This window comes from Glycomyces arizonensis DSM 44726, from assembly GCF_000482705.1.
Classification (GTDB): domain Bacteria; phylum Actinomycetota; class Actinomycetes; order Mycobacteriales; family Micromonosporaceae; genus Glycomyces; species Glycomyces arizonensis.
This window is the reverse complement of the sequence record NZ_AXWO01000001.1, coordinates 242,213-261,424: the sequence shown is the minus strand read 5'-3', so window position 1 is coordinate 261,424 and position 19,212 is coordinate 242,213. Positions and strand designations below refer to the sequence as shown.

The window sequence follows — 19,212 nt, the reverse complement described above, 5'->3', positions numbered from 1 at the left end:
CGCGACTGCGCGGGCGTCGCCGAGAGCGCAGCGTTCGGGGGTCGTCCTCATGGTATCGGCACGCGGCAACGCGGCGTGACGGCCGTCATTCGGTGCGCCGGGCGCGGTATGTTGGCGCGGTGCCGCAATCCGAAGCAGACGCCCGCTGGATGGCCCGCGCCGTCGCCCTCGCCGAGCGGTGCGAGCCCTCGCCGACCGCGTTCAGCGTCGGCGCGGTGATCGTCCTCGACGGCCGGGCCGTCGGCGAAGGCTATTCACGCGCCGAGCAGCCGCACGACCACGCCGAAGAGGTCGCCCTGCGACACGCCGAAGGCTCCGTCGCGGGCGCCGTCGTCTACTCGACCATGGAGCCGTGCGGGCAGCGGGCCTCCCGGCCCGCGCCGTGCGCGCGGCTGCTCGCCGACGCGGAGGTCGCCCGCGTCGTCTACGCCATCGCCGAGCCCGAGCACTTCGTCCAGGCCCCCAGCGGCATCGCCGTCCTGCGGGAGGCGGGCGTCGAGGTGGAGGCCATGCCGGCGTTCGCCGCGGCGGCCGCACGGCCCAACGCGCATCTCCGATAGCCTGGGAGCCATGAGGCCACTCATCGCCGCCGACGAGGTCGCCGGACTCGCCGAACCGGTCGTGCTCGACGTCCGCTGGACGCTCGGGGGTCCGACCAGGGAGCCGGACTACCGCGAAGGCCACCTGCCCTACGCCGTCTGGATCGACTTCGACCGCGACATCTGCGGGCCCGTCGGCGAGAACGGCGGGCGCCATCCGCTGCCCGACCCCGACTCGCTCCAGGAGGTGCTGCGCGCGGCGGGCGTGAACGAGGACTCCACCGTCGTGGTCTACGACGACGGCGACGGCATGGCCGCCGCCCGCACCTGGTGGACGCTGCGGTGGGCCGGGCACGAGGACGTCCACGTCCTCGACGGCGGCATCGACGCCTGGATCGCGGCCGACTACCCGCTGGTCTACACCGACCCCGAGCCCGAGCGCGGCGACATCGCCGTCCGCCCCGGCGCCCTGCCCGTCCTCGACGCCGAAGGGGCCGCGGCCTGGGCCGAGCGGCACGAACTGGTCGATGTGCGAGCCGCGGAGCGCTACAGAGGCGACAATGAACCGGTTGATCCCGTCGCCGGGCACATACCCGGGGCGATCAATCTGCCGCTGAGCGGCGACAACGCCCCCGAGGGCGGCCTGGCCGACGCCGAGGCGCTCCGGGGGCGGTACGAAGACCACCGCGAGGCGGCGTTCTACTGCGGCTCGGGGGTCGGTGCGGCCCGTGCCGCGCTGGCGTTCACGGCCGCGGGACTGCCGACGCCGCCGGTGTACATCGGCTCATGGAGCGACTGGGTCTCGCGCGGCCGCGAGGTCGCCACTGGGGAGGAACGATGAGAAGACTCGCAGCGATCCCGGCGGTGCTGCTGCTCGCGCTCGGCGCGTGCGGTGACGGCGAGGACGAACCGGAGGGCCCGGTCGAGACCGCCGACACCGAGCAGTCGCCCTCGATCGATCCGAGCGAGACGGTCGAGCTCGACCTGGAGAGCGCGGGCGGGGCGTGCCCGTTCATCGACGGCGCGCAGCTGAACTCGATCACCGGCGAGGACTTCCGCTTCGCCTCCGGCGGCCCGGAGGAGGACACCGGGGAGGACGCCCCGGACCAGGCGACGTGCGCGGTCCAGACCGGCGAGGCCGCCTACCCCGACCTGACGCTGTTCATCATCGGCACCGATGCCAGCGTCGACGTCTACAAGGAGCAGGCGCCCGAGGACTCCAAGAGCACCGAGGGCCTCGGCGAGGCGGGGTACTGGATCGTCCACACCGAGGACACCGGCGCGGGCCCGGCCCTGGAGATGGGCTGGTACGACGGCGGCGACATCTTCGAGATGCGCTACACCACCCCCGAGGGCACCGACCCGGCGGCGGTGGAGGCGCTCGTCAACGACTTCGCCGGCCTCGCCAACGGCATCAACGACGCCCACGCCGCCCAGGACGAATAAACCACGAGAACCCGTTACGACCCGACGACCGTGACGCTTCCGGGCTCACCGGCCCAGCGCTTGTCGCCGGTCAGCACCTCTGCTCGGAGAACGGTTCCCGTGGCGAGCACGAGGGCGTCGGGGAGCCTGACGCCGGTCCGCCTGGCGCGGACCGACGCCGCCGCCCGCGCCACTTCGCGGTCGATCGGATATATCTCGGAGGCCAGGTCGTCCACCATCGCCTCCATCCGATCCGCCGTGCGATCGCCCAACTTGACGGCGCCGACCATGACCTCGGCGAACACACTGGCGGGCACGATGAAGTCCATGTCGTGGCGCTCGCGCAGCGCTTCGGCCGAGGGGCGGTGCAGGGCGTCCTGCGGGTCGGCCAAGCCGAGCAGCACGCTGCTGTCCAGCACTACTCGTCCCATTCGCCGCGCAGTCCCTCCAGGTCCGTGGCGGCGGTCAGGCCGGGAAAGGACCCGGCCCATTGGTCGATGCGGTCGCGCTCGCGTACCAGCACGACGCGGCCCTCGCGGTCGGCCCGCACGAACAGCTCGTCGCCGACTTCGATCCCCGCCTCGCGCATCACTGCGACCGGCAGGGTTATCTGGTGTTTCACCGACACCTTCGTCATGCCTCTTCTCCGCTTCGGTTGCTTCTTTACTTTTTCAATCATGAAGTAAAGATACTGAGCGCTGCGGAAGGCGTCGAGGGTTGCTCCGGTTTTTCCCGGGCGCGGCAGAGCGCCCTCCTCGCCGGGGGAACAAGGAGGGCGCTCTGATGGGAGTGCGGTATGCGGGCGCTCAGTCGGTGCCTTCGCGCTTGTGCCAGTCGTCGGCGAACAGGTTGAACTTGGCGCGGTCCTGCGGCGTCGCCGCGGCCGCCTCGGGGTCGAACTCGACGCCCAGGCCCGGTGCCGTCGGCAGCGGGAAGAAGCCCTCGTCGTCGACCTCGGGCGCGCCGGGCGCGACGGCCTTGATCCCGGAGTCGGCGAAGTCGTTGAAGTGCTCCTGGATCTTGAAGTTCGGCGTCACCGCCGCCAGGTGGACGCTCGCGGCCGTCTGGACCGGCCCTCCCACGTTGTGCGGGGCGATGAGCACGAAGTGCGTCTCGGCGGTCGCCGCGAGCTTGCGGGTCTCCCACAGCCCGCCCATGTTGCCGATGTCCGGCTGGATCACGTCGGCCGCCTGGAGCTCGAACAGCTCCCGGAACTCGGCCCGGTCGTGGATGCGCTCGCCGGTGGCCACCGGCAGGTCGAGGTGGTCGGACACTTTCTTGAGCGCCTTGAGGTTCTCCGGCGGCACCGGCTCCTCGACCCATCCGGGCCGGAACGGCGCCGCGGCCTGGGCCAGGCGGATCGCCGTGGACGGGCTGAAGCGCCCGTGCATCTCCAGGAACAGTTCGGCGTCCTCGCCGATGGCGTCGCGCACCGCCTCGATGAGGCTGATCGCCCGGCGCGACTCCGGCCAGTCGAGCTCGGCGCGGCCGGCCCCGAACGGGTCGACCTTGAGCGCCCGGTAGCCGCGCGCGACGACCTTCTTGGCGGCGGCGTGGAAGTCCTCGGGGTTGCGCTCGACGGTGTACCAGCCGTTGGCGTAGGCCGGGATGCGGTCGCGGACCTTCCCCCCGAGCAGCTGCCATACCGGGACGCCCAGGGCCTTGCCCTTGATGTCCCAGCAGGCCATCTCGACCGCTGCGATGCCGCTGGACATGACCTCGCCGGGGCGGGCGTAGTCGTTGCGCTTCATGCGGCCCACGAGGTCTTCGATCGCGAACGGGTCGGAGCCGGCGACGTGGTTGCGCTCGGCCTCCTTCAGGTAGCCCAGGAGCGCGTCGGTGTGCCCCAGCATCCGCGTCTCACCGACGCCGGTCAGGCCCTCATCGGTGTGCACCTGCACGTAGGTCAGGTTGCGCCATGGTGTGCCGACGACATGGGTGGTGAGATGAGTGATGCGCATATGGGCGGCCCCTCGTGCAGCAGCAAGCGGTTTCACAGTCACCGTCACCATACCGGCCCGTCACCGTATGGTCAATGGGCTACTCGATCGGTGCGGCGAACACCTTCGCGGCGTCGTCCACGGCCAGGCGGATCGTGTCGGCCTCTGTGGTGACGATCACTTCGTGCTCGGCGCGGTCGACCACGACCTTCGCGCCGGGGTCGATCCCGGCCTCGTGCAGGGACGTCAGCAGATCGGGGTGGGTCTGCGCCGACTCGCACAGGCGCGTCACGCGCACCTTCGCGCCGGGCGCCACCACGCTCATCGGCCGCTCGTCCCGCTCGCCGAGCGCGACCTCGGCGGCCGAGTCCAGCTCCTGGAGCCCGGGGATGGTGTTGCCGTACGGCGAGTGCGTGGGGTGCTCCAAGAGCTCGTACACCCGTTTCTCCACCGAGTCGCTCATGACGTGCTCCCATTTGCACGCCTCGTCGTGGGCCTCGGTGTAGGACATGCCGATGACGTCGACGAGGAGCCGCTCGGCCAGGCGGTGCTTGCGCATGACCGCCACGGCCTGCCTGCGGCCCTCCTCGGTCAGTTCGAGGTGCCGGTCGCTCTTGACGTTGAGCAGCCCGTGGCGCTGCATCCGACCGACCGTCTGGGAGACCGTCGGGCCGCTCTGCTCGAGCCGTTCGGCGATCCGGGCGCGCAGCGCCGGCACGCCCTCCTCTTCCAGTTCGAGGATGGTGCGCAGATACATTTCGGTAGTGTCGACGAGGTCCGTGGTCACAGCTTCGTTCCTTCACTAATGCCGCCCGGGCTCGGCGAGGCCGCTTACGGCCGGCAAGCCGTGAATCGGCTCACGCCCCAGGGCGGGGTGGGTCAAGTGCCGCCAGACCCCTGTCCACACCAATCATATATGCCGATCAGGCCACATAGTCGGCGAGCCGTCCGGCGTAGTCGGGCTGGCGGAGGCGGTGCAGCGCGTTCTTCTCGATCTGGCGCACCCGCTCCCGGGAGAGCCCGAAGTCGGCCGACACCTCTTCGAGCGTGCGCTGGCGCCCGTCATCGATGCCGAAACGCAGCCGCAGCACGGTTTGTTCCCGCTCGGGCAGGCTGGCCAGCACCGACGCGATGTGGCGGCGCAGCAGCGCGTAGGAGACCGACTCGTCGGTGGCCGCCTCGCGGGGCATGTGCGCGACGAGGTCGCCCAGGGCGGTCGAGTCGTCCTCGCCGACGGTCTGGTCGAGGCTGACCGGCTCGCGGTCGTACGACATCAGTTCGAGGACCTTGCCGGGGGTGACGTCGAGCTCCGCGGCGATCTCCTCGTAGCTCGGCTCGCGGCCCAGGCCGGCGAGCAGGTCGTGGCGGGCCCGGTTCATCCGCTTGATCTGGTCGACGGTGTGCGCCGGGACCCGGATCGTCCGCGACTGGTCGGTGACCGCCCGGTTGATCGCCTGGCGGATCCACCACGTGGCGTACGTGGAGAACTTGTAGCCCTTCTGGTAGTCGAACTTCTCGACGGCCCGGATGAGTCCGAGGTTCCCCTCCTGGATGAGGTCGAGCAGGCTCATGCCGTGCCCGGAGTAGCGCTTGGCGACGCTGACGACCAGGCGCAGGTTCGACTCGAGCATGCGCTGCTTGGCCGCTCGCCCTTCGGCGGCGATCTTGGCGAGGTCGCCGCGCAGGTCGGGCTGGGTCGTCTCGCAGATGCGGCGCTCGGCCATGAGGCCGGCCTCGATGGCCTTGGCGCATTCGACCTCTTCGGAGGCGGTGAGGAGCCGGTGTTTGCCGATCCCGTTGAGGTAGGCGCGCACTGGGTCGCCGGAGTACTCGGCCGCACGTTGAGCCGGCCGCTGACGGATGCTGTCGACGGGTGCCATCGTTGGTTCGCCTTTCGCTGCTGACCCTCGCATGCGGTGGTGTCCCGCACCTCGCCCGGTGGGGGACCGGGCGTTGAGGTACCAGCTTGCAGCGGAAATCGGCGGATGAAACCCTTCAGAGTGAAGGGTGGCACGATACCGGGAGACAGTCTCAGAGATTCGGCTTCGGCGCCTGCCACCGGTACTTGATGGCGACCAGCCGGACGACGAAGATCGCCGCGGTCGCGATGGCCGACAAGGTGAAGGCCCCGATCTGCGACTCCCACCGCGCGCCTGCGGCGACGATGACCGAGCCGACCGCGGCGGCCAGCGCGTAGAAGTCGGCGCGCAGGACCACCGGGATCTCGCGGGTGAGGACGTCGCGGAGGATGCCGCCACCCACACCGGAGAGTACTCCGACGATGCAAGCGGCGTAGACGGCCAGGCCGTAGTCGATGCCCTTCGCGGTGCCGACCACGGTGAACAGGGCCAGTCCGGCCGCGTCGAGCACCAGCATCGCGATGCGCAGGCGCGAAAGAGCCGGGTGGAAGAAGAACACGGCCACCGCGGCGAGCACGGCGACGGCCGCATAGCGCCAGTCGGCGAGCACGAGCGGCGGCGCGTCGATGAGCACGTCGCGCATGGCGCCGCCGCCGAGCGCGGTGATGGCGCCGATGACGACGACGCCGAACATGTCCAATCGCTTGGCGACCGCGGCCGAGGCGCCGGAGGCGGCGAAGACGGCGGTGCCGACCAGTTCGGCGGCCAAGGTCAGAGAGTAAGGCTCCACCTAGGCGTTATAGCAGGCAGAGCCAGGTCACACCGCCAGCGAGGCGCGCGGTGCGGGCTGCGACTCGCCGACGAATGCGGCCTGCGGGCCATGCGCCGTCGGCGCGATGGCGACCAGCGGAGACGAGCGCTCGCACTGCCGTCCGCCGATGCGGCCTACTTCTTCATCTTCGCGTAGATCTCTTTGCAGCTCGGGCAGATCGGGAAGCGGTCGGGGTCGCGAGTGGGCACCCACATCTTCCCGCACAGCGCCTTGACCGGGATGCCGTCGACCATGGCGGCCATGAGCTTGTCCTTCGGCACGTAATGTGAGAAGCGCTCCTCATCGCCGTCCTCGTAGGTGTAGTTCGGCTGGATCTCGGTCTGCTCGTCGAGCATCGTCGAACCACCAGTGCTGGGAAGCTCGCTCACGTCAAACTCACTCCTCGATTGCGGGCAGGATCCGTCAAGTCTGCCACGCGGGCGGGCGGAATCACAGCTCGCGGCCGCGCGGCGGCCTCGCCGTTCCCAGGCTCGCGCGTCACCGAACGGCCACCGGAGCACGACCGGTCCCGCGCGCTATTTCGGGTCGATCATGGGGTGCTCTGGAGGCGGGAGCCGCTTGGCGTGCTGCCGGTGGCGCACGAACACGCTGCGCTTGTTCTTGGCGAGCCGGTCGTTGGCCAGCAGGACGGCCATCCACGGCAGGACCGCCATGCCGACCAGGCCGAACGGGAGCCACAGCCACAGCAGCGGCGCGTGGACGATCACGAGGATGCCGCACACGACCACCAGAACCGCGCGGATCGACATCATCAAGACATAGCGGATAGTCCTGATCCGCAGCTCCTCATCAGGGGAGAGCTGCACGTCGGTGATGACCGTAGCCTTCTCACGCCGTCCCACCCTTCGAGCCTACGCCGATCCGATGCGACATGATCTGGGGCATGAGAGCTGTTGTGCAGACCGTCAGCGAAGCCGAAGTGACGGTGAAGGAGGAGCGCGTGGGCGCGATCCGCGACGGCCTGCTCGTCCTGGTCGGCGTCACCCATTCGGACGGTCTCGACGAGGCGCGGTGGATCGCCGAGAAGATCTGGAAGCTTCGCATCATGGGCGATGAGCAGTCGGCGTCCGATCTGGACGCGCCGATCCTCCTGGTCAGCCAGTTCACGCTCTACGCCGACACGCGCAAGGGCCGCAGGCCGTCCTGGAACGCCGCCGCGCCCCGGCCGGTGGCCGAACCGCTCGTCGACGCCGTCGCCGCCGCCCTGCGCGACCTCGGCGCCCACGTCGAGACCGGCGAGTTCGGCGCCATGATGGAGGTTCGCAGCGTCAACGTCGGCCCCAACACCATCCTCCTGGAGCGGTGAATGTGACGGCCCTCGCCCCTTAGAATCGAGCGGGTCTGTCCGTGTCGAGGCCGACGCCTCGCACGCTTCGGTGAGAGAAGAAGGAGCCCGCATGATCCCGGCCGCCCCGCCCGAATCGCTTCCCTCGCTTCGGGTCTGGCAGCGCAAAGCCATGGTCGCCTACCACCGGGGTCAATCGGAGGACTTCCTGGCGGTGGCGACCCCCGGCGCCGGGAAGACCACGTTCGCGCTGCGCATCGCCTACGACCTCTTGGCCGACGGCACCGTCGACACCGTCACCGTCGTGTGCCCCACCGAGCACCTCAAGGTGCAGTGGGCCGCCGCGGCGGCGAACTTCGGCATCCAGCTCGACCCGTCGTTCCGCAACGCCGACGTCCACAATGCGGCCGACTTCCACGGCGCGGTCGTCACCTACGCGCAGGTCGGCGCCGACCCGTCGGTCCACCGCCGCCGCACCCTCGCCAGGCGCACCTTCGTCATCCTCGACGAGATCCACCACGCGGGCGACTCGCGCTCGTGGGGCGAGGGCGTCCAGACCGCCTTCGACGAGGCCGAGCGGCGCCTGGCGCTGACCGGCACGCCGTTCCGCAGCGACGACAACCCCATCCCGTTCGTGGACTACGAAGAGGCCCCCGACGGCTCGAAGCGCTCGCGGGCCGACTCGCTGTACGGCTACCGGGACGCGCTCTCCGACGGCGTCGTCCGGCCGGTGATGTTCATGGCCTACTCGGGGCAGGCGAAGTGGCGCTCCAGTGCGGGCGACGAGCTGGCGGTGCGCCTGGGGCAGCCGCTGACCAAGGATCTGACCGCGCAGGCGTGGCGGACGGCGCTGGACCCCTCGGGGGAGTGGATCAAGCAGGTCATCCGCGCGGCCGACCACCGGCTCACCTCGCTGCGCGCGGCCGGGATGCCCGACGCGGGCGGGCTCGTCATCGCCTCGGACCAGGACACGGCGCGGGCCTACGCCGGGATCCTCAAGCGGGTCACCGGGAAGAGCGCGCAGATCGTGCTCTCGGACGACGCGGGCTCCTCGGACCGGATCGCGAAGTTCGCCGCCTCCGACGAGGAGTGGATGATCGCCGTCCGCATGGTCTCCGAGGGCGTCGACATCCCGCGGCTCGCCGTCGGCGTGTACGCGACCAACGCGCAGACGCCGCTGTACTTCGCGCAGGCCATCGGCCGGTTCGTGCGCTCCAGGCGGCCCGGCGAGACCGCGTCGGTGTTCCTGCCGAGCGTGATCCCGCTGCTGCAGCTCGCGGAGAGCCTTGAGGCCGACCGGGACCACGTGATCCGGCCGAAGTCGGAGGACGCCGATCCCGAACTGCTGCTGGAGCAGGCGCAGCGCCAGCTCAACGAGGGCACGGAGCTGGGGCAGCGCGAGACGCTGGAGAGCAGCGCCGAGCTCGACCAGGTGATCTTCGAGGGCGGCTCGTTCGGGCTGCCGGTGCAGGCGGGGAGCCCCGAGGAGCAGGAGTATCTGGGCCTGCCGGGGCTGCTCACCTCGGAGCAGGTGCACCTGCTGCTCCAGAAGCGGCAGCGCGAGCAGATGGCGAAGCAGAAGAAGTCCACGACCGAGACGGCGGCGAAGCCCTCGGCCGAGCCGCCGATGACGAACGCGCAGCGGCGCCTGAAGCTGCGCAAGCAGTTGAACGCCTTGGTGGGCGCGCAGTCGTTCGCCACGGGCGAACCGCACGGGAAGATCCACGCGAAGCTGCGCTCCAAGTGCGGCGGCCCGCCGAGCGCGCAGGCCACGATCGAGCAGCTGGAGGAGCGGATCGCCACGATCCGATCCTGGTGAGCGAGCGGCGCATGGTGCGGTCGCCTCCGTGCCCGGGCCCCTCACCGCCTGCGTGATCTCCAGGGCCGTCGCTGCGCCGGCAGTCGCCTCGTCGATCCCGCGTAGGCGGGCTGAGAGCGCTTCGTCGCGGTCGCCGGCGTTCGTCCCAGGCGCATCGCCGCACCGCCGTTGCCCGCTCGCGGGAACGGCCGCACGCAAAAGCGAGCCCGGACGGTCCGGGGACCGTCCGGGCTCGCTTTCAAGCCTGTGCGCGCTAGTTCTCGGACGCCATGAGGTCGGTGCCGCGCCACTCGAACTCGGGGTCGGCGTTGAAATCGATGGCGATCGGTACCAGCTTCTCGGCGTACTGGTTCGCGTGGTGTCCGCAGAAGACGAGATCACTGCCTTCAGCGAGCATGACGCGAAGTTTCGCCGCGGCGCTACACCGATCGCAGCGCTCGCCCGCGATCGGACGTTCCTCCGTCTGGGGCGGGGGCGTCAGGGTGGATGTCATACCAGGTCCTCCGCTGCGTTCGGTAGTCGTTGGTTCTTACGTCGGCCCGTTGACCGGCTCATCCCGTTCAACGCCTGCACTGTACTACCTCTTCCCTAGAACTGCTTAGTGAGACTCGGCTCACTCTGCCCTAGATCGCGATAGTTGTTCCACACCGTAGCCCACGGATCGGCGAACGGCAACCTGGCGAGGCGGCCGCTCATCCACCCGTTCGGGTGATCCATGCCGTGCGCCACGGGTGGCCCCGCAAGCGCTGCCACGGGCGGCCCGCGGTCCGCGGGCACCGGCTGGGGTGCCGGTATTCGTGTGGTGAGGTTCTTCGTCCCGGGATGAACGGATACCCGCTCCGCGTCCTTTTAATCGAGGTAGTCGCGCAGCACCTGCGAGCGCGACGGGTGGCGCAGCTTCGACATCGTCTTCGACTCGATCTGGCGGATCCGCTCGCGCGTGACGCCGTAGACCTGGCCGATCTCATCGAGCGTGCGCGGCTGGCCGTCGGTGAGGCCGAACCGCAGCCGCACCACGCCCGCCTCGCGCTCCGAGAGGGTCTGCAGCACCTGCTGGAGCTGTCCCTGCAAGAGCGAGAAGGAGACCGCGTCGACGGCGACGATCGCCTCGGAGTCCTCGATGAAGTCGCCGAGCTGGCTGTCGCCCTCGTCGCCGATGGTCTGGTCGAGGCTGATCGGCTCGCGCGCGTACTGCTGAATCTCCAGGACCTTCTCCGGCGAGATGTCCATCTCCTTGGCCAGCTCGTCGGGCGTGGGCTCGCGGCCCAGGTCCTGCAGCAGCTCGCGTTGTATGCGGCCGAGCTTGTTGATGACCTCCACCATGTGCACCGGGATGCGGATCGTGCGGGCCTGGTCGGCCATGGCGCGCGTGATCGCCTGCCGGATCCACCAGGTGGCGTACGTGGAGAACTTGTAGCCCTTGGTGTAGTCGAACTTCTCGACGGCGCGGATGAGGCCGAGGTTGCCCTCCTGGATCAGGTCCAGGAACGCCATGCCGCGGCCGGTGTAGCGCTTGGCGAGCGAGACGACGAGGCGGAGGTTGGCCTCCAGCAGGTGGTCCTTGGCGCGGTCGCCGTCGCGGACGATCCACTCCAGGTCGCGGCGGATCTGGGTGGGGATCTCCTCGCCGGCCTCGCGCATCTGCTTGAGGCGCTCGACGGCGTACAGCCCGGCCTCGATGCGCTTGGCGAGCTCGACCTCTTGGGCCGCGTTCAGCAGCGGCACCTTGCCGATCTGCTTGAGGTAGGCGCGGACCGAGTCGGCCGAGGCGGTCATCTCGGCGTCCTTGCGGGCCTGCTTGAGCGCCTCGGAGTCCTCCTCGTCCCACTCGAAGTCGTTCTCGTCGGGCTCGTCCGAGTCCTTGTCCTTCTTGGACGCCTTCTTGGCGGCGGACTTCTTCGCGGCCTTCTTGCGGGTGGCCTTCTTGGCCGGAGCGGCGGCGGCCTCCTCGGCGGCGAGGGTCTCGGCGGCCTCCTCGTCATCCGGAGCGGCGGTCTTCTTGACGGCCTTCTTCGCCGCCTTCTTGGCGGTCTTCTTCGCGGTGGCCTTCTTGGCGGCCTTCTTCGGCGCTTCGGTCTCCTCGCCGTCGCCGGCCGGGACGCTCTTGGCGACCGCGGTCTTCTTGGCGGCCTTCTTGGTCGACTTCTTCGCGGTCTTGGCGGTGGCGGTGCGCGAGGAGGTGGCGGTGCGGGCGGCGGGGACGCGCTTGCGGCCGGAGGAGGAGCCGTCGACGACGACGGTGACGTCGGCCTCGGCCAGTGCCCTGAGCACCAGCTTGCCCTGGGCGGGGGAGGCCTGCGCCGACTCCAGGACCTGAGCGACTTTCGCGGACGTCAGCTGTCCATCGCTCTCACGGGCCAGTTCGAGCAATGAGTCGGTCAGAGAATTGACGTCGGTGCCGTTGGGACGTGCGTCAGTCACGAGCAACCTTCCGAGGCAATGGCGGGCACGGCGAAGCCGGGCTCCATGGCGGGTGAGCATTGGATATTGGGTCGGCAGCCCAGGTCGCAACACGACCGGGCAAGCGTGAATTGTAGCGCCGAAAATCGCTACCGGCCCGTCCGTGATGCCGTTTCGAGCTGAGTTTCCGCATTTTCAGTAACAATGTCAGTGGTTCGAGGGGGCGGTGGCGCCCTATTCTACCGGGCAGGTGCCATCGGGCGCCGTGATGCCGCCGCTCTGGGCGAACGACTGGCGCGCATCGGAAGTGGAGCGGACCTCTTTGAACGCGTCGCCGAGGATGACGGTGATCGGCTTGTCCCACTCCAGGTCGAAGCCGTCGCGGCCCTGGTAGAAGTACGCGTGCGTGTGCAGTCCGGCCGCGTACTCGTCGGGGCCGTACTTCACCAGCGCCGAGCCGTCGAACGTCTCGTCGGTGTCGCCCACTTCGATGACCTGGAAGCCGCGGTCCTTCAGCTGGTTGGCCGCCTGCTCGGCCAGGCCCGTCCGGTCGGTGCCGTTGAGGACGACGATCTCGATCTGCTCGGGGTCGGGGATGGGCGAGGTCTTGATCTCGACCGCCCCCGGCTCGCACGAGGCGCCCCCGGCCTGCTGCGAGTCGTTCTTGATCGCCCACAGTGTCGCCAATGCCGCTACCAGCGCCAATGCGCACAAAAACGTCAACGCGCGGATACGAGCGATTCGCACTGCGGCCTCCCCGACTCTCGATGTAATCCAAAGGCTATCGTGCGCGGAACGTCCTTGTGGGCGAGAGGCGGTACACTCACCGATCGCGCCACAAGAGTGTTTCTCGCCACAATGGGGATGAAAAAGCGAGCGGCATGGTGTATACGAATGGACTGCACGCGGTAAGGTACGCCGCCTGCAGGGACGGACAGAACCCGCCAGGAAACCGAAGTCGAACCGAGCGCCTCCGAACAAGATGCCCCAGCGGCACCCGCCGCAGTCATCGGAGGCGTCCGCTTCGACGCACCTGTGCCAGAGAAACCAATGGGAGTGGAAACGATGGCAACCGACTACGACGCCCCGCGCCGGGACAAGGAAGAGGCCACCGGCGGCACCGACAGCATCGAGGCGCTCGCCAAGGGCCGCAGCGACCAGTCGGGGTCGGTGGACGTCGATGAGGCCGAAGTGGCCGAGAACTTCGAACTGCCCGGCGCCGACCTCGGCGACGAGGAGCTCTCGGTCAAGGTCCTGCCGATGCAGAACGACGAGTTCCGCTGCTCCAGCTGCTTCCTGGTCCATCACCGGAGCCAGTACGCCAAGGAGAAGAACGGCCAGCCGATCTGCAAGGACTGCGCCTAAGCGGCGTGGGACGGCGATCGAGCGCGTCCGGAACCGACAGAGGCCCCCTTCGCGGGGGCCTCACTGCGTTCACGCCGGCTCCAGCGCGGCCGCGCGCCGTGCTCGCCCCCTCGCGGGGGCCTCACTGCTTTCAGGTGACCCGCGTCGCGGCTCAGACGGCCGCCTCGCGCCTCGCGGCGAGCGCCTCCCGCAACCTCTCGGGGTTGCGGGAGGAGACCACCCAGTAGGGCGTGGGGTCGTCCGCGTCGTCCAGGACGACGCGGACCCCGCGCCTGATCCAGGGCCGCTGCACCACGAACGCCAGCGGGTGCAAAGCCACGCCCAGCGCGTCCGAGTAGGCCGTCCGGTCCAGCACCTGGACCTCGGCCACCGCCGAGGCCGGCAGCCGCGCGTCGTCGACGTGCAGCCACACCTCGCCGCCGTCCTCGACCACCCGCACCCGCAGACGGCCCAGCCACCACGCCCCGGCCAGCACCGCGACGAAGATCGCGACGCTCGCCGCGACGCGCCACCACCGCAGGTCGCCCATGTTCGACAGCCCCGCGGCCAGCGCCGCGAACACGAGGGCCGCGAGCCAGCCCGTCCACGGCACCCGCATCCGCTCGGCGTACCGTTCTCGACTCTCCATGTCTGAGACCATAGCTCTCGACCGTAAGGAGGCAGCAGACTGTGAACGACGACGTGCCGGTCGCCATCAGGCGCATCGACCCCGAACTGCCCGTTCCCGCGTACGCCGAGCCCGGCGACGCCGGAGCCGACCTCTGCGCCGCCGAAGGCGTCCGGCTCGAGCCCGGCGGGCGCGCGCTCGTCCCCACCGGCATCGCCGTGGCCATCCCCGAGGGCTGCGTCGGCTACACCAACCCCCGCTCGGGCCTGGCCCACCGCCTCGGCGTCACCATCGCCAACGCCCCCGGCACCATCGACTCCGGCTACCGCGGTGAGATCAAGATCAACCTCATCAACCTCGACCCGGAGCGGACCGCCGTCATCGAACGCGGGGACCGTATCGCACAATTGGTAATCCAACCTGTTGTACGAGCCCGCTTCACCGAGGTCGATCGACTGAGCCCCACGCAGCGCGGCGCGAACGGCCACGGTTCCACCGGCGGACACCGCCGACTCGCAGAGGAGAACGAACGTGTTTAGACGGCGACGCTCGTCAAAGAAGCAGCGTCCCAGCGAAGGAGCGGTCCTCGACTCGCTGGCCGAGAGCGGCGAGGAGACCGTCCGCGAGGCCACCGAGGGACCCTTCGACGCCGCCGACGCCCCCGACGACGAACTGCGGCGCCTCGACTTGGGAGCGATCCGCCTGCCCATCCCCAAGGGCGTCGGCTTCCAGGCCCAGACCGACGCCAAGGGCAACATCAGCCAGGTCGTCCTCACCACCGGCTCCTCCGCCCTCCAACTGCTCGTGCGGGCCGCCCCGCGCACCGAGGGCATCTGGGAGGAGATGCGCGAGGAGCTGAGCGGCCAGGTCACCGGCCAGGGCGGCACGGTCGAGCCGGTGGAGGGGCGCTGGGGCACCGAGCTCATCGCCAAGATCAGCGGCAAGAAGGGCACCAACACGGTGCGCTTCGTGGGCGTCGACGGCCCGCGCTGGTTCGTCCAGGCCACCTTCCAGGGCAAGCGCGCCACCGACGAGGACGCCGCCCCCGAACTCGACGAGGCCCTGCGCAACGTCGTGGTCGACCGCGGCAACCTGGCCATGCCCGCCAGGGAGGCCCTGCCGCTCAAACTGCCGCCGAAGATGGCCGAGGAGGCCGCGGCGCGCATCGCGCAGCGCAAGGCCGAGGGCGGCGACGGCACCCGCGCCATCGTCGCGGCCGGCGACACCCCGCAGCCGAAGGTCCGGCGCAAGCCCTCGCCCCGCCCCCGCAAGCGGTAGGCCGGTCACCGATGGCCAGCGGGCCCCGCCCAGGGGCGCTCCGGTGACCGAGCACGACGCCGCCGGATGGAAGCGGTGGCTCCGCCGCCTTGCGGCCCCCTCGCAGGAGCTGTTCGCCGCGGACGTGCGCGACGAGGTCACCTCCCGCGCGCTCAGGCGCGACGGCGAGCCCGAGGCCGACTACACGCCGGTCGACCGCCTTGAGGCGCGCCAGGCGGCCACCGTCGCCGGGCGCCTGCGCACCGTCGTGCTCCGCACCGAGGGCCGCTCGCCGTCGGTGGAGGCCGAACTGTTCGACGGCACCGGCCAGGTCACACTGGTCTGGATGGGTCGGCGGCGTATCGTTGGCCTGGAGGCGGGGACGAGGATCGTCGCCCGCGGGCGAGCGGCGCGGGCCGCCGACGGCCGGCTCGTCATCTACAACCCGATCTACGAACTGCGCCCCTGAAGACCGCCCAGACCCGGAAGGCACGCTTTTTGAGCACCGAGACTTCGCAGCGGACCGACCCCGACGAGCTGCCCCCCTTCTCCGAGCAGCTCTCCCAGCAGCTCGGCGGCGTCAAGGGGGTGATCGAGGCCGCCGTCCCCATCACCCTGTTCGTGGTCCTCAACCCGATCCTGGGCGAGCGCCAGCTCGGGCCGCTGGACGGGCTGCAGTGGTCGATCATCATCTCGGCGGCCAGCGCCGTGGGCATCGCGATCTGGCGCGCGGCGCGCAAGGAGTCGATCAGGTACGCGCTCAACGGCCTGTTCGGGATCGCGCTCGGCGCGTTCCTGGCCTGGAACAGCGACGACGCGCGCGACTTCTACCTGCCGGGGATCATCTGGGGCGTGGTCTACGGCGTGGGCTTCATCGTCTCGGCGATCTTCCGCCACCCGATCATCGGCTGGGTCTACGCCGTGATCGCCCAAGGCGGCAAGAAGGAGTGGCGCCAGAACAAGCCCCTGGTCGACGTCCTGTGCTGGATCACGGTCCTGTGGGGCGTGGTGTTCCTGCTCAAGAACGCCGCCCGGGTGTGGCTGTATCTGCTCGACGCGGACAACGCGCTGGGGTGGGTGACGCTGTTCGGCGGCACGCCGGTGACGATCGCGCTGACGGCGCTGACGATCTGGGCCGTGCGCCGCAGGATGAAGTCGGTCCCGGCCGAGGAGGCCGAGACCGACGAGGCTCCGGCGCAGCAGCCGTAAGGCCGCCGTGCCGAAGGACGTTCCTAAGACGCCAGGCAGTCGAATTCCGGCGACGACGTCAGTGAGCCGCTGACGTTGAAGCCGAAGGAGACCGATCCGCCCGAATCGATGGACTGGTTGTAGCCGACCGGTTCGGCCATCTCCATGTCGCCCATCTGCGAATGCGAGGCGTTCCAGATGTTCGTCACGGCCGCGTCCGAGCCGTCCGGCCAGTTCCAGTGGAGCATCCAGGCGTGGACCGTCCCCGAACCGATGTTGGACACCGTGACCTCGACGGTCGCGCCCGAGCCCCAGCTGTTGACCGTGGCGCTCGCCGAGCAGGCCAGGTCGCCGTTGTCGGCGGGGGTCGTCGGGTCGTCGGGCTCGTCCGTGGTCGGCGGGTCGTCGGTCGGGTCGTCCGGCTCCTCGGTCGTGGGGTCGTCGGTCGGGTCGTCGGGCTCATCAGTGGGCCCGCCGGAGCCGAACCACACGTCCGAGCAGGAGTAGAACGCCTGGTCGAGGTGGCTGGCCTGCCAGATCACGTAGACCACGTGGCGGCCGGTGCGGCCGGGGGCGCTGACGGGGATGTCGACGGTCTCGCCGGGCTGGTAGACGCCGGTCGTGGCGACCCGTTCGAGGTCGTCCCATCCCAGTGGCTCGCTGGTGACGTCGAATCCCTGTTTCGTCACGTACACCCAGTAGTAGTCCGCGCCGTGGTTGGCCGCGTCCTCGTAATGGAGCGTGAAGTCGTTGGCCAGCGACGTGGTGTGCCAGGGTCCGACCGCGTCGAGCGAGTTGTAGCGCCCGCCCTCGGCGTGGCCGCCCGAGCACAGCTGGCCGTCGGGGATGAGCGACTCGTGCTGGCCCTGCATGTCCATGCGGAGGAGCCCGTTCCAGTTCCACATGGTGTTGGGGTTCTCCTGCCAGGCCTGCCAGCACATGGGGTCCTCGTCGGCCATGTCCGGGTTCTGGAAGTCGTCGCCCCAGCGTTCCCAGCAGCTGTACTGCCGGGAGGGCGGGCTGGTGGCGGTGCCGTGGCTGGAGGCGGGCTGCACGAACAGCAGCGCCGAGCCGCCGGCGACGACCACCGCCGCGAGGGCGATCAGCACGCTTCGGAGGCGTTTCGGTACTTTGAGCATGATAGCGCTCCCAATCGATTAAAATATCGAGAACTTTAAATATATGATGGAAGCGTCCGAATTGTAAAGGCTACAGCGCCAAGTTACGTCCCATAACCGGCCGAAACCGGCGCCGTTCAGCGCGATTTGCCCAGAATGACGGCCCGCGTCGCGTCCTCGGCGTCCTCGTTGCAGACGAACACGAGCTCGTCGCCCGGCTCCAGCGTGTCGTCCGGGCTGGGAGCGATGACCCTGCGCCCGCGGATGATCGCCACCAGCGCCACGTCCCGCGGCAGCGGCACCTCCGCCACCGCCTTGCCCACGTGCGGGGCCTCCAGCGGCAGCGTGATCTCCACCAGGTTCGCCTGCGACTGCCGGAAGCTCAACAGCCGCACCAGGTCCCCGACGCTGACGGCCTCCTCCACGAGCGCGGCCAGCAGCCGCGGCTTGGAGACCGAGACGTCGACGCCCCACTCCTCGTCGAACAGCCACTCGTTCTCGGCGCGGTTGACGCGCGCGACCACGCGCGGCACCGCGAACTCGGTCTTCGCCAGCAGGCTGACGACCAGGTTCACCTTGTCGTCGCCGGTGGCGGCCACCGCCACGTCGCAGCCCTCCATGCGCGCCTGCCGCAGGTTCTCCAGCTCGCAGGCGTCGGCCAGCAGCCACTCGGCCTCGGGGACGCGCTCGGGACGCATCGCCTCCGGGTCGCGCTCGATGAGCAGCACCTCGTGGCCGTTGCCGACCAGCTCCGCGGCGATCGAGCGGCCCACGTTGCCCGCTCCGGCGATGGCGACGCGCATCAGGCACCTCCCTGCGGGGCCCGCCCCGCGATCTGGGCGACCTGCTCGGCGCCGTCGTCACCCACCAGCATGTACACCTGGTCGCCGTCCTGCAGCACCGACGAGTCGGTCGGCAGCGTCGCGCGCCCGAATCGCGTCACGTAGGCGACCCGGTGCCCCGTGGCCGCCTCCAGCGCCCCCAGCGGCCTGCCCACCCAGCCCTCGTCGTAGAGCACCTCGACCATCGACAGCGTCGCGGTCGGGTCGCGCCACAGCGGCTGCTGGTCCTCCGGCAGGAGGTGCATCAGCAGCCGGTCGGCCGTCCAGCGCACCGTGGCGACGGTGGGGATGCCGAGCCGCTCGTACACCGAGGCCCGCTGCGGGTCGTAGATGCGGGCGATGACGTTGCGGACGCCGTAGTTCTCGCGCGCCACGCGCGCGGCGATGATGTTCGAGTTGTCGCCCGAGGAGACCGACACGAACGCGTCGGCGCGCCCGATGCCGGCCTTGGCCAGCACCTCGCGGTCGAAGCCGTTGCCCCTGACCGTCGTCTCGTCGAAGGTCGGGCCGAGGCGCCGGAAGGCCTTGGGGTTCTGGTCGATGACGCCGACCGTGTGCCCCAGGTCCACCAGGCCGCGCGCCAGCAGCGAACCGACGCGGCCGCAGCCCATGATCACCACGTGCACCCGGCTCACTCCCTCTCTCAGGACATCGATGCGACGATACCGCGACGCCCCGGCGCCCCCGCGCACACACTACCGGCGATGCGCTCCGCGATCCGTCCCAACGGCTGACG

General features: G+C 69.9%; 25 protein-coding genes. 10 read left to right on the top strand and 15 right to left on the bottom strand.

Features of this window, described 5'->3' with window-relative positions; translation table 11 throughout:
- Positions 1-119 precede the first annotated feature (119 nt).
- The 3 genes from H613_RS0101160 to H613_RS0101150 are packed head-to-tail and all read left to right on the top strand — an operon-like array spanning position 120 to position 1,985.
- A complete protein-coding gene (locus H613_RS0101160) occupies positions 120-560 on the top strand; it encodes a deaminase (RefSeq protein ID WP_026922344.1) in 441 nt (146 codons plus the stop codon).
- A 10-nt stretch (positions 561-570) separates the two neighbouring features.
- Positions 571-1,380: a sulfurtransferase gene (locus tag H613_RS0101155; protein ID WP_026922343.1), complete on the top strand. Its 810-nt coding sequence runs from the start codon at positions 571-573 to the stop codon at positions 1,378-1,380.
- A complete protein-coding gene (locus tag H613_RS0101150) occupies positions 1,377-1,985 on the top strand; it encodes a hypothetical protein (RefSeq protein ID WP_156925761.1) in 609 nt (202 codons plus the stop codon). Before H613_RS0101155 ends, H613_RS0101150 begins: the two co-directional genes overlap by 4 nt.
- 14 nt (positions 1,986-1,999) lie before the next feature.
- On the opposite strand, the gene H613_RS0101145 is transcribed toward H613_RS0101150, so the two are convergent.
- From H613_RS0101145 to H613_RS0101110, 8 genes are all read right to left on the bottom strand, one after another.
- Positions 2,000-2,395 carry a type II toxin-antitoxin system VapC family toxin gene (locus H613_RS0101145; RefSeq protein WP_169731937.1) on the bottom strand — a complete coding sequence of 132 codons (396 nt, stop codon included), beginning with the start codon at positions 2,393-2,395 and terminating at the stop codon, positions 2,000-2,002.
- Complete coding sequence (locus H613_RS23680; protein WP_156925760.1) at positions 2,383-2,586, bottom strand: AbrB/MazE/SpoVT family DNA-binding domain-containing protein; 204 nt, start codon at positions 2,584-2,586, stop codon at positions 2,383-2,385. Before H613_RS23680 ends, H613_RS0101145 begins: the two co-directional genes overlap by 13 nt.
- Positions 2,587-2,770: 184 nt before the next feature.
- Positions 2,771-3,925 carry a mandelate racemase/muconate lactonizing enzyme family protein gene (locus H613_RS0101135; RefSeq protein ID WP_026922340.1) on the bottom strand — a complete coding sequence of 385 codons (1,155 nt, stop codon included), beginning with the start codon at positions 3,923-3,925 and terminating at the stop codon, positions 2,771-2,773.
- A gap of 79 nt (positions 3,926-4,004) precedes the next feature.
- Positions 4,005-4,661, bottom strand: coding sequence for a metal-dependent transcriptional regulator (locus tag H613_RS0101130; protein ID WP_035735695.1), 657 nt, complete (start codon positions 4,659-4,661; stop codon positions 4,005-4,007).
- 166 nt (positions 4,662-4,827) lie between these two features.
- Complete coding sequence (locus tag H613_RS0101125; RefSeq protein WP_156925759.1) at positions 4,828-5,784, bottom strand: sigma-70 family RNA polymerase sigma factor; 957 nt, start codon at positions 5,782-5,784, stop codon at positions 4,828-4,830.
- Positions 5,785-5,935: 151 nt separating this feature from the next.
- The gene (locus H613_RS0101120; RefSeq protein ID WP_026922337.1) at positions 5,936-6,553 is read right to left on the bottom strand and encodes a trimeric intracellular cation channel family protein; all 618 of its coding nucleotides are present in this window, start codon (positions 6,551-6,553) and stop codon (positions 5,936-5,938) included.
- A gap of 155 nt (positions 6,554-6,708) precedes the next feature.
- Positions 6,709-6,930, bottom strand: coding sequence for a DUF3039 domain-containing protein (locus H613_RS0101115; RefSeq protein ID WP_035735491.1), 222 nt, complete (start codon positions 6,928-6,930; stop codon positions 6,709-6,711).
- A gap of 180 nt (positions 6,931-7,110) precedes the next feature.
- Positions 7,111-7,437 (bottom strand): DUF3099 domain-containing protein, encoded by a 327-nt coding sequence (locus tag H613_RS0101110; protein ID WP_026922335.1) that lies wholly within the window; start codon positions 7,435-7,437, stop codon positions 7,111-7,113.
- A gap of 41 nt (positions 7,438-7,478) precedes the next feature.
- Between H613_RS0101110 and dtd the strand changes: the two genes are divergently transcribed.
- Together dtd and H613_RS0101100 are read left to right on the top strand one after the other, a co-directional pair.
- Complete coding sequence (gene dtd, locus H613_RS0101105) at positions 7,479-7,901, top strand: D-aminoacyl-tRNA deacylase (RefSeq protein WP_026922334.1); 423 nt, start codon at positions 7,479-7,481, stop codon at positions 7,899-7,901.
- Positions 7,902-7,995: 94 nt separating this feature from the next.
- Positions 7,996-9,699 carry a DEAD/DEAH box helicase gene (locus tag H613_RS0101100; protein ID WP_439330233.1) on the top strand — a complete coding sequence of 568 codons (1,704 nt, stop codon included), beginning with the start codon at positions 7,996-7,998 and terminating at the stop codon, positions 9,697-9,699.
- 253 nt (positions 9,700-9,952) lie between these two features.
- Here the strand turns inward: H613_RS0101100 and H613_RS32505 are convergent, their stop codons facing one another.
- From H613_RS32505 to H613_RS31245, 3 genes are all read right to left on the bottom strand, one after another.
- Positions 9,953-10,192 carry a DUF7455 domain-containing protein gene (locus H613_RS32505; protein ID WP_026922332.1) on the bottom strand — a complete coding sequence of 80 codons (240 nt, stop codon included), beginning with the start codon at positions 10,190-10,192 and terminating at the stop codon, positions 9,953-9,955.
- 356 nt (positions 10,193-10,548) lie between these two features.
- Entirely contained in the window at positions 10,549-12,120 is a 1,572-nt protein-coding gene (locus H613_RS0101090; protein ID WP_026922331.1) for an RNA polymerase sigma factor, read from the bottom strand.
- Between the two features lie 213 nt (positions 12,121-12,333).
- Entirely contained in the window at positions 12,334-12,846 is a 513-nt protein-coding gene (locus H613_RS31245) for a LytR C-terminal domain-containing protein (RefSeq protein ID WP_169731936.1), read from the bottom strand.
- 318 nt (positions 12,847-13,164) lie between these two features.
- On the opposite strand from H613_RS31245, the gene H613_RS0101080 reads away from it, so the two are divergent.
- Positions 13,165-13,464: a DUF4193 domain-containing protein gene (locus H613_RS0101080; protein ID WP_026922329.1), complete on the top strand. Its 300-nt coding sequence runs from the start codon at positions 13,165-13,167 to the stop codon at positions 13,462-13,464.
- Between the two features lie 151 nt (positions 13,465-13,615).
- Here H613_RS0101080 and H613_RS0101075 read toward each other — a convergent pair whose 3' ends face one another.
- Positions 13,616-14,092 (bottom strand): DUF3093 domain-containing protein, encoded by a 477-nt coding sequence (locus H613_RS0101075; protein ID WP_026922328.1) that lies wholly within the window; start codon positions 14,090-14,092, stop codon positions 13,616-13,618.
- A 41-nt stretch (positions 14,093-14,133) separates the two neighbouring features.
- On the opposite strand from H613_RS0101075, the gene dut reads away from it, so the two are divergent.
- The 4 genes from dut to H613_RS0101055 are packed head-to-tail and all read left to right on the top strand — an operon-like array spanning position 14,134 to position 16,537.
- Positions 14,134-14,610: a dUTP diphosphatase gene (gene dut, locus H613_RS0101070; RefSeq protein ID WP_026922327.1), complete on the top strand. Its 477-nt coding sequence runs from the start codon at positions 14,134-14,136 to the stop codon at positions 14,608-14,610.
- Positions 14,603-15,349: a DUF3710 domain-containing protein gene (locus H613_RS23675; protein WP_051392786.1), complete on the top strand. Its 747-nt coding sequence runs from the start codon at positions 14,603-14,605 to the stop codon at positions 15,347-15,349. The genes dut and H613_RS23675 overlap by 8 nt, the downstream gene beginning before the upstream one ends.
- Before the next feature lie 43 nt (positions 15,350-15,392).
- Positions 15,393-15,797, top strand: coding sequence for a single stranded DNA-binding domain-containing protein (locus H613_RS0101060; protein ID WP_026922326.1), 405 nt, complete (start codon positions 15,393-15,395; stop codon positions 15,795-15,797).
- Positions 15,798-15,826: 29 nt separating this feature from the next.
- Positions 15,827-16,537, top strand: coding sequence for a DUF3159 domain-containing protein (locus H613_RS0101055; protein WP_026922325.1), 711 nt, complete (start codon positions 15,827-15,829; stop codon positions 16,535-16,537).
- 23 nt (positions 16,538-16,560) lie between these two features.
- Here the strand turns inward: H613_RS0101055 and H613_RS0101050 are convergent, their stop codons facing one another.
- From H613_RS0101050 to H613_RS0101040, 3 genes are all read right to left on the bottom strand, one after another.
- Complete coding sequence (locus H613_RS0101050) at positions 16,561-17,655, bottom strand: lytic polysaccharide monooxygenase (RefSeq protein WP_035735483.1); 1,095 nt, start codon at positions 17,653-17,655, stop codon at positions 16,561-16,563.
- Positions 17,656-17,771: 116 nt separating this feature from the next.
- Positions 17,772-18,437 (bottom strand): potassium channel family protein, encoded by a 666-nt coding sequence (locus H613_RS0101045; protein WP_026922323.1) that lies wholly within the window; start codon positions 18,435-18,437, stop codon positions 17,772-17,774.
- Entirely contained in the window at positions 18,437-19,102 is a 666-nt protein-coding gene (locus H613_RS0101040; protein ID WP_026922322.1) for a potassium channel family protein, read from the bottom strand. Before H613_RS0101040 ends, H613_RS0101045 begins: the two co-directional genes overlap by 1 nt.
- Positions 19,103-19,212: the final 110 nt, after the last annotated feature.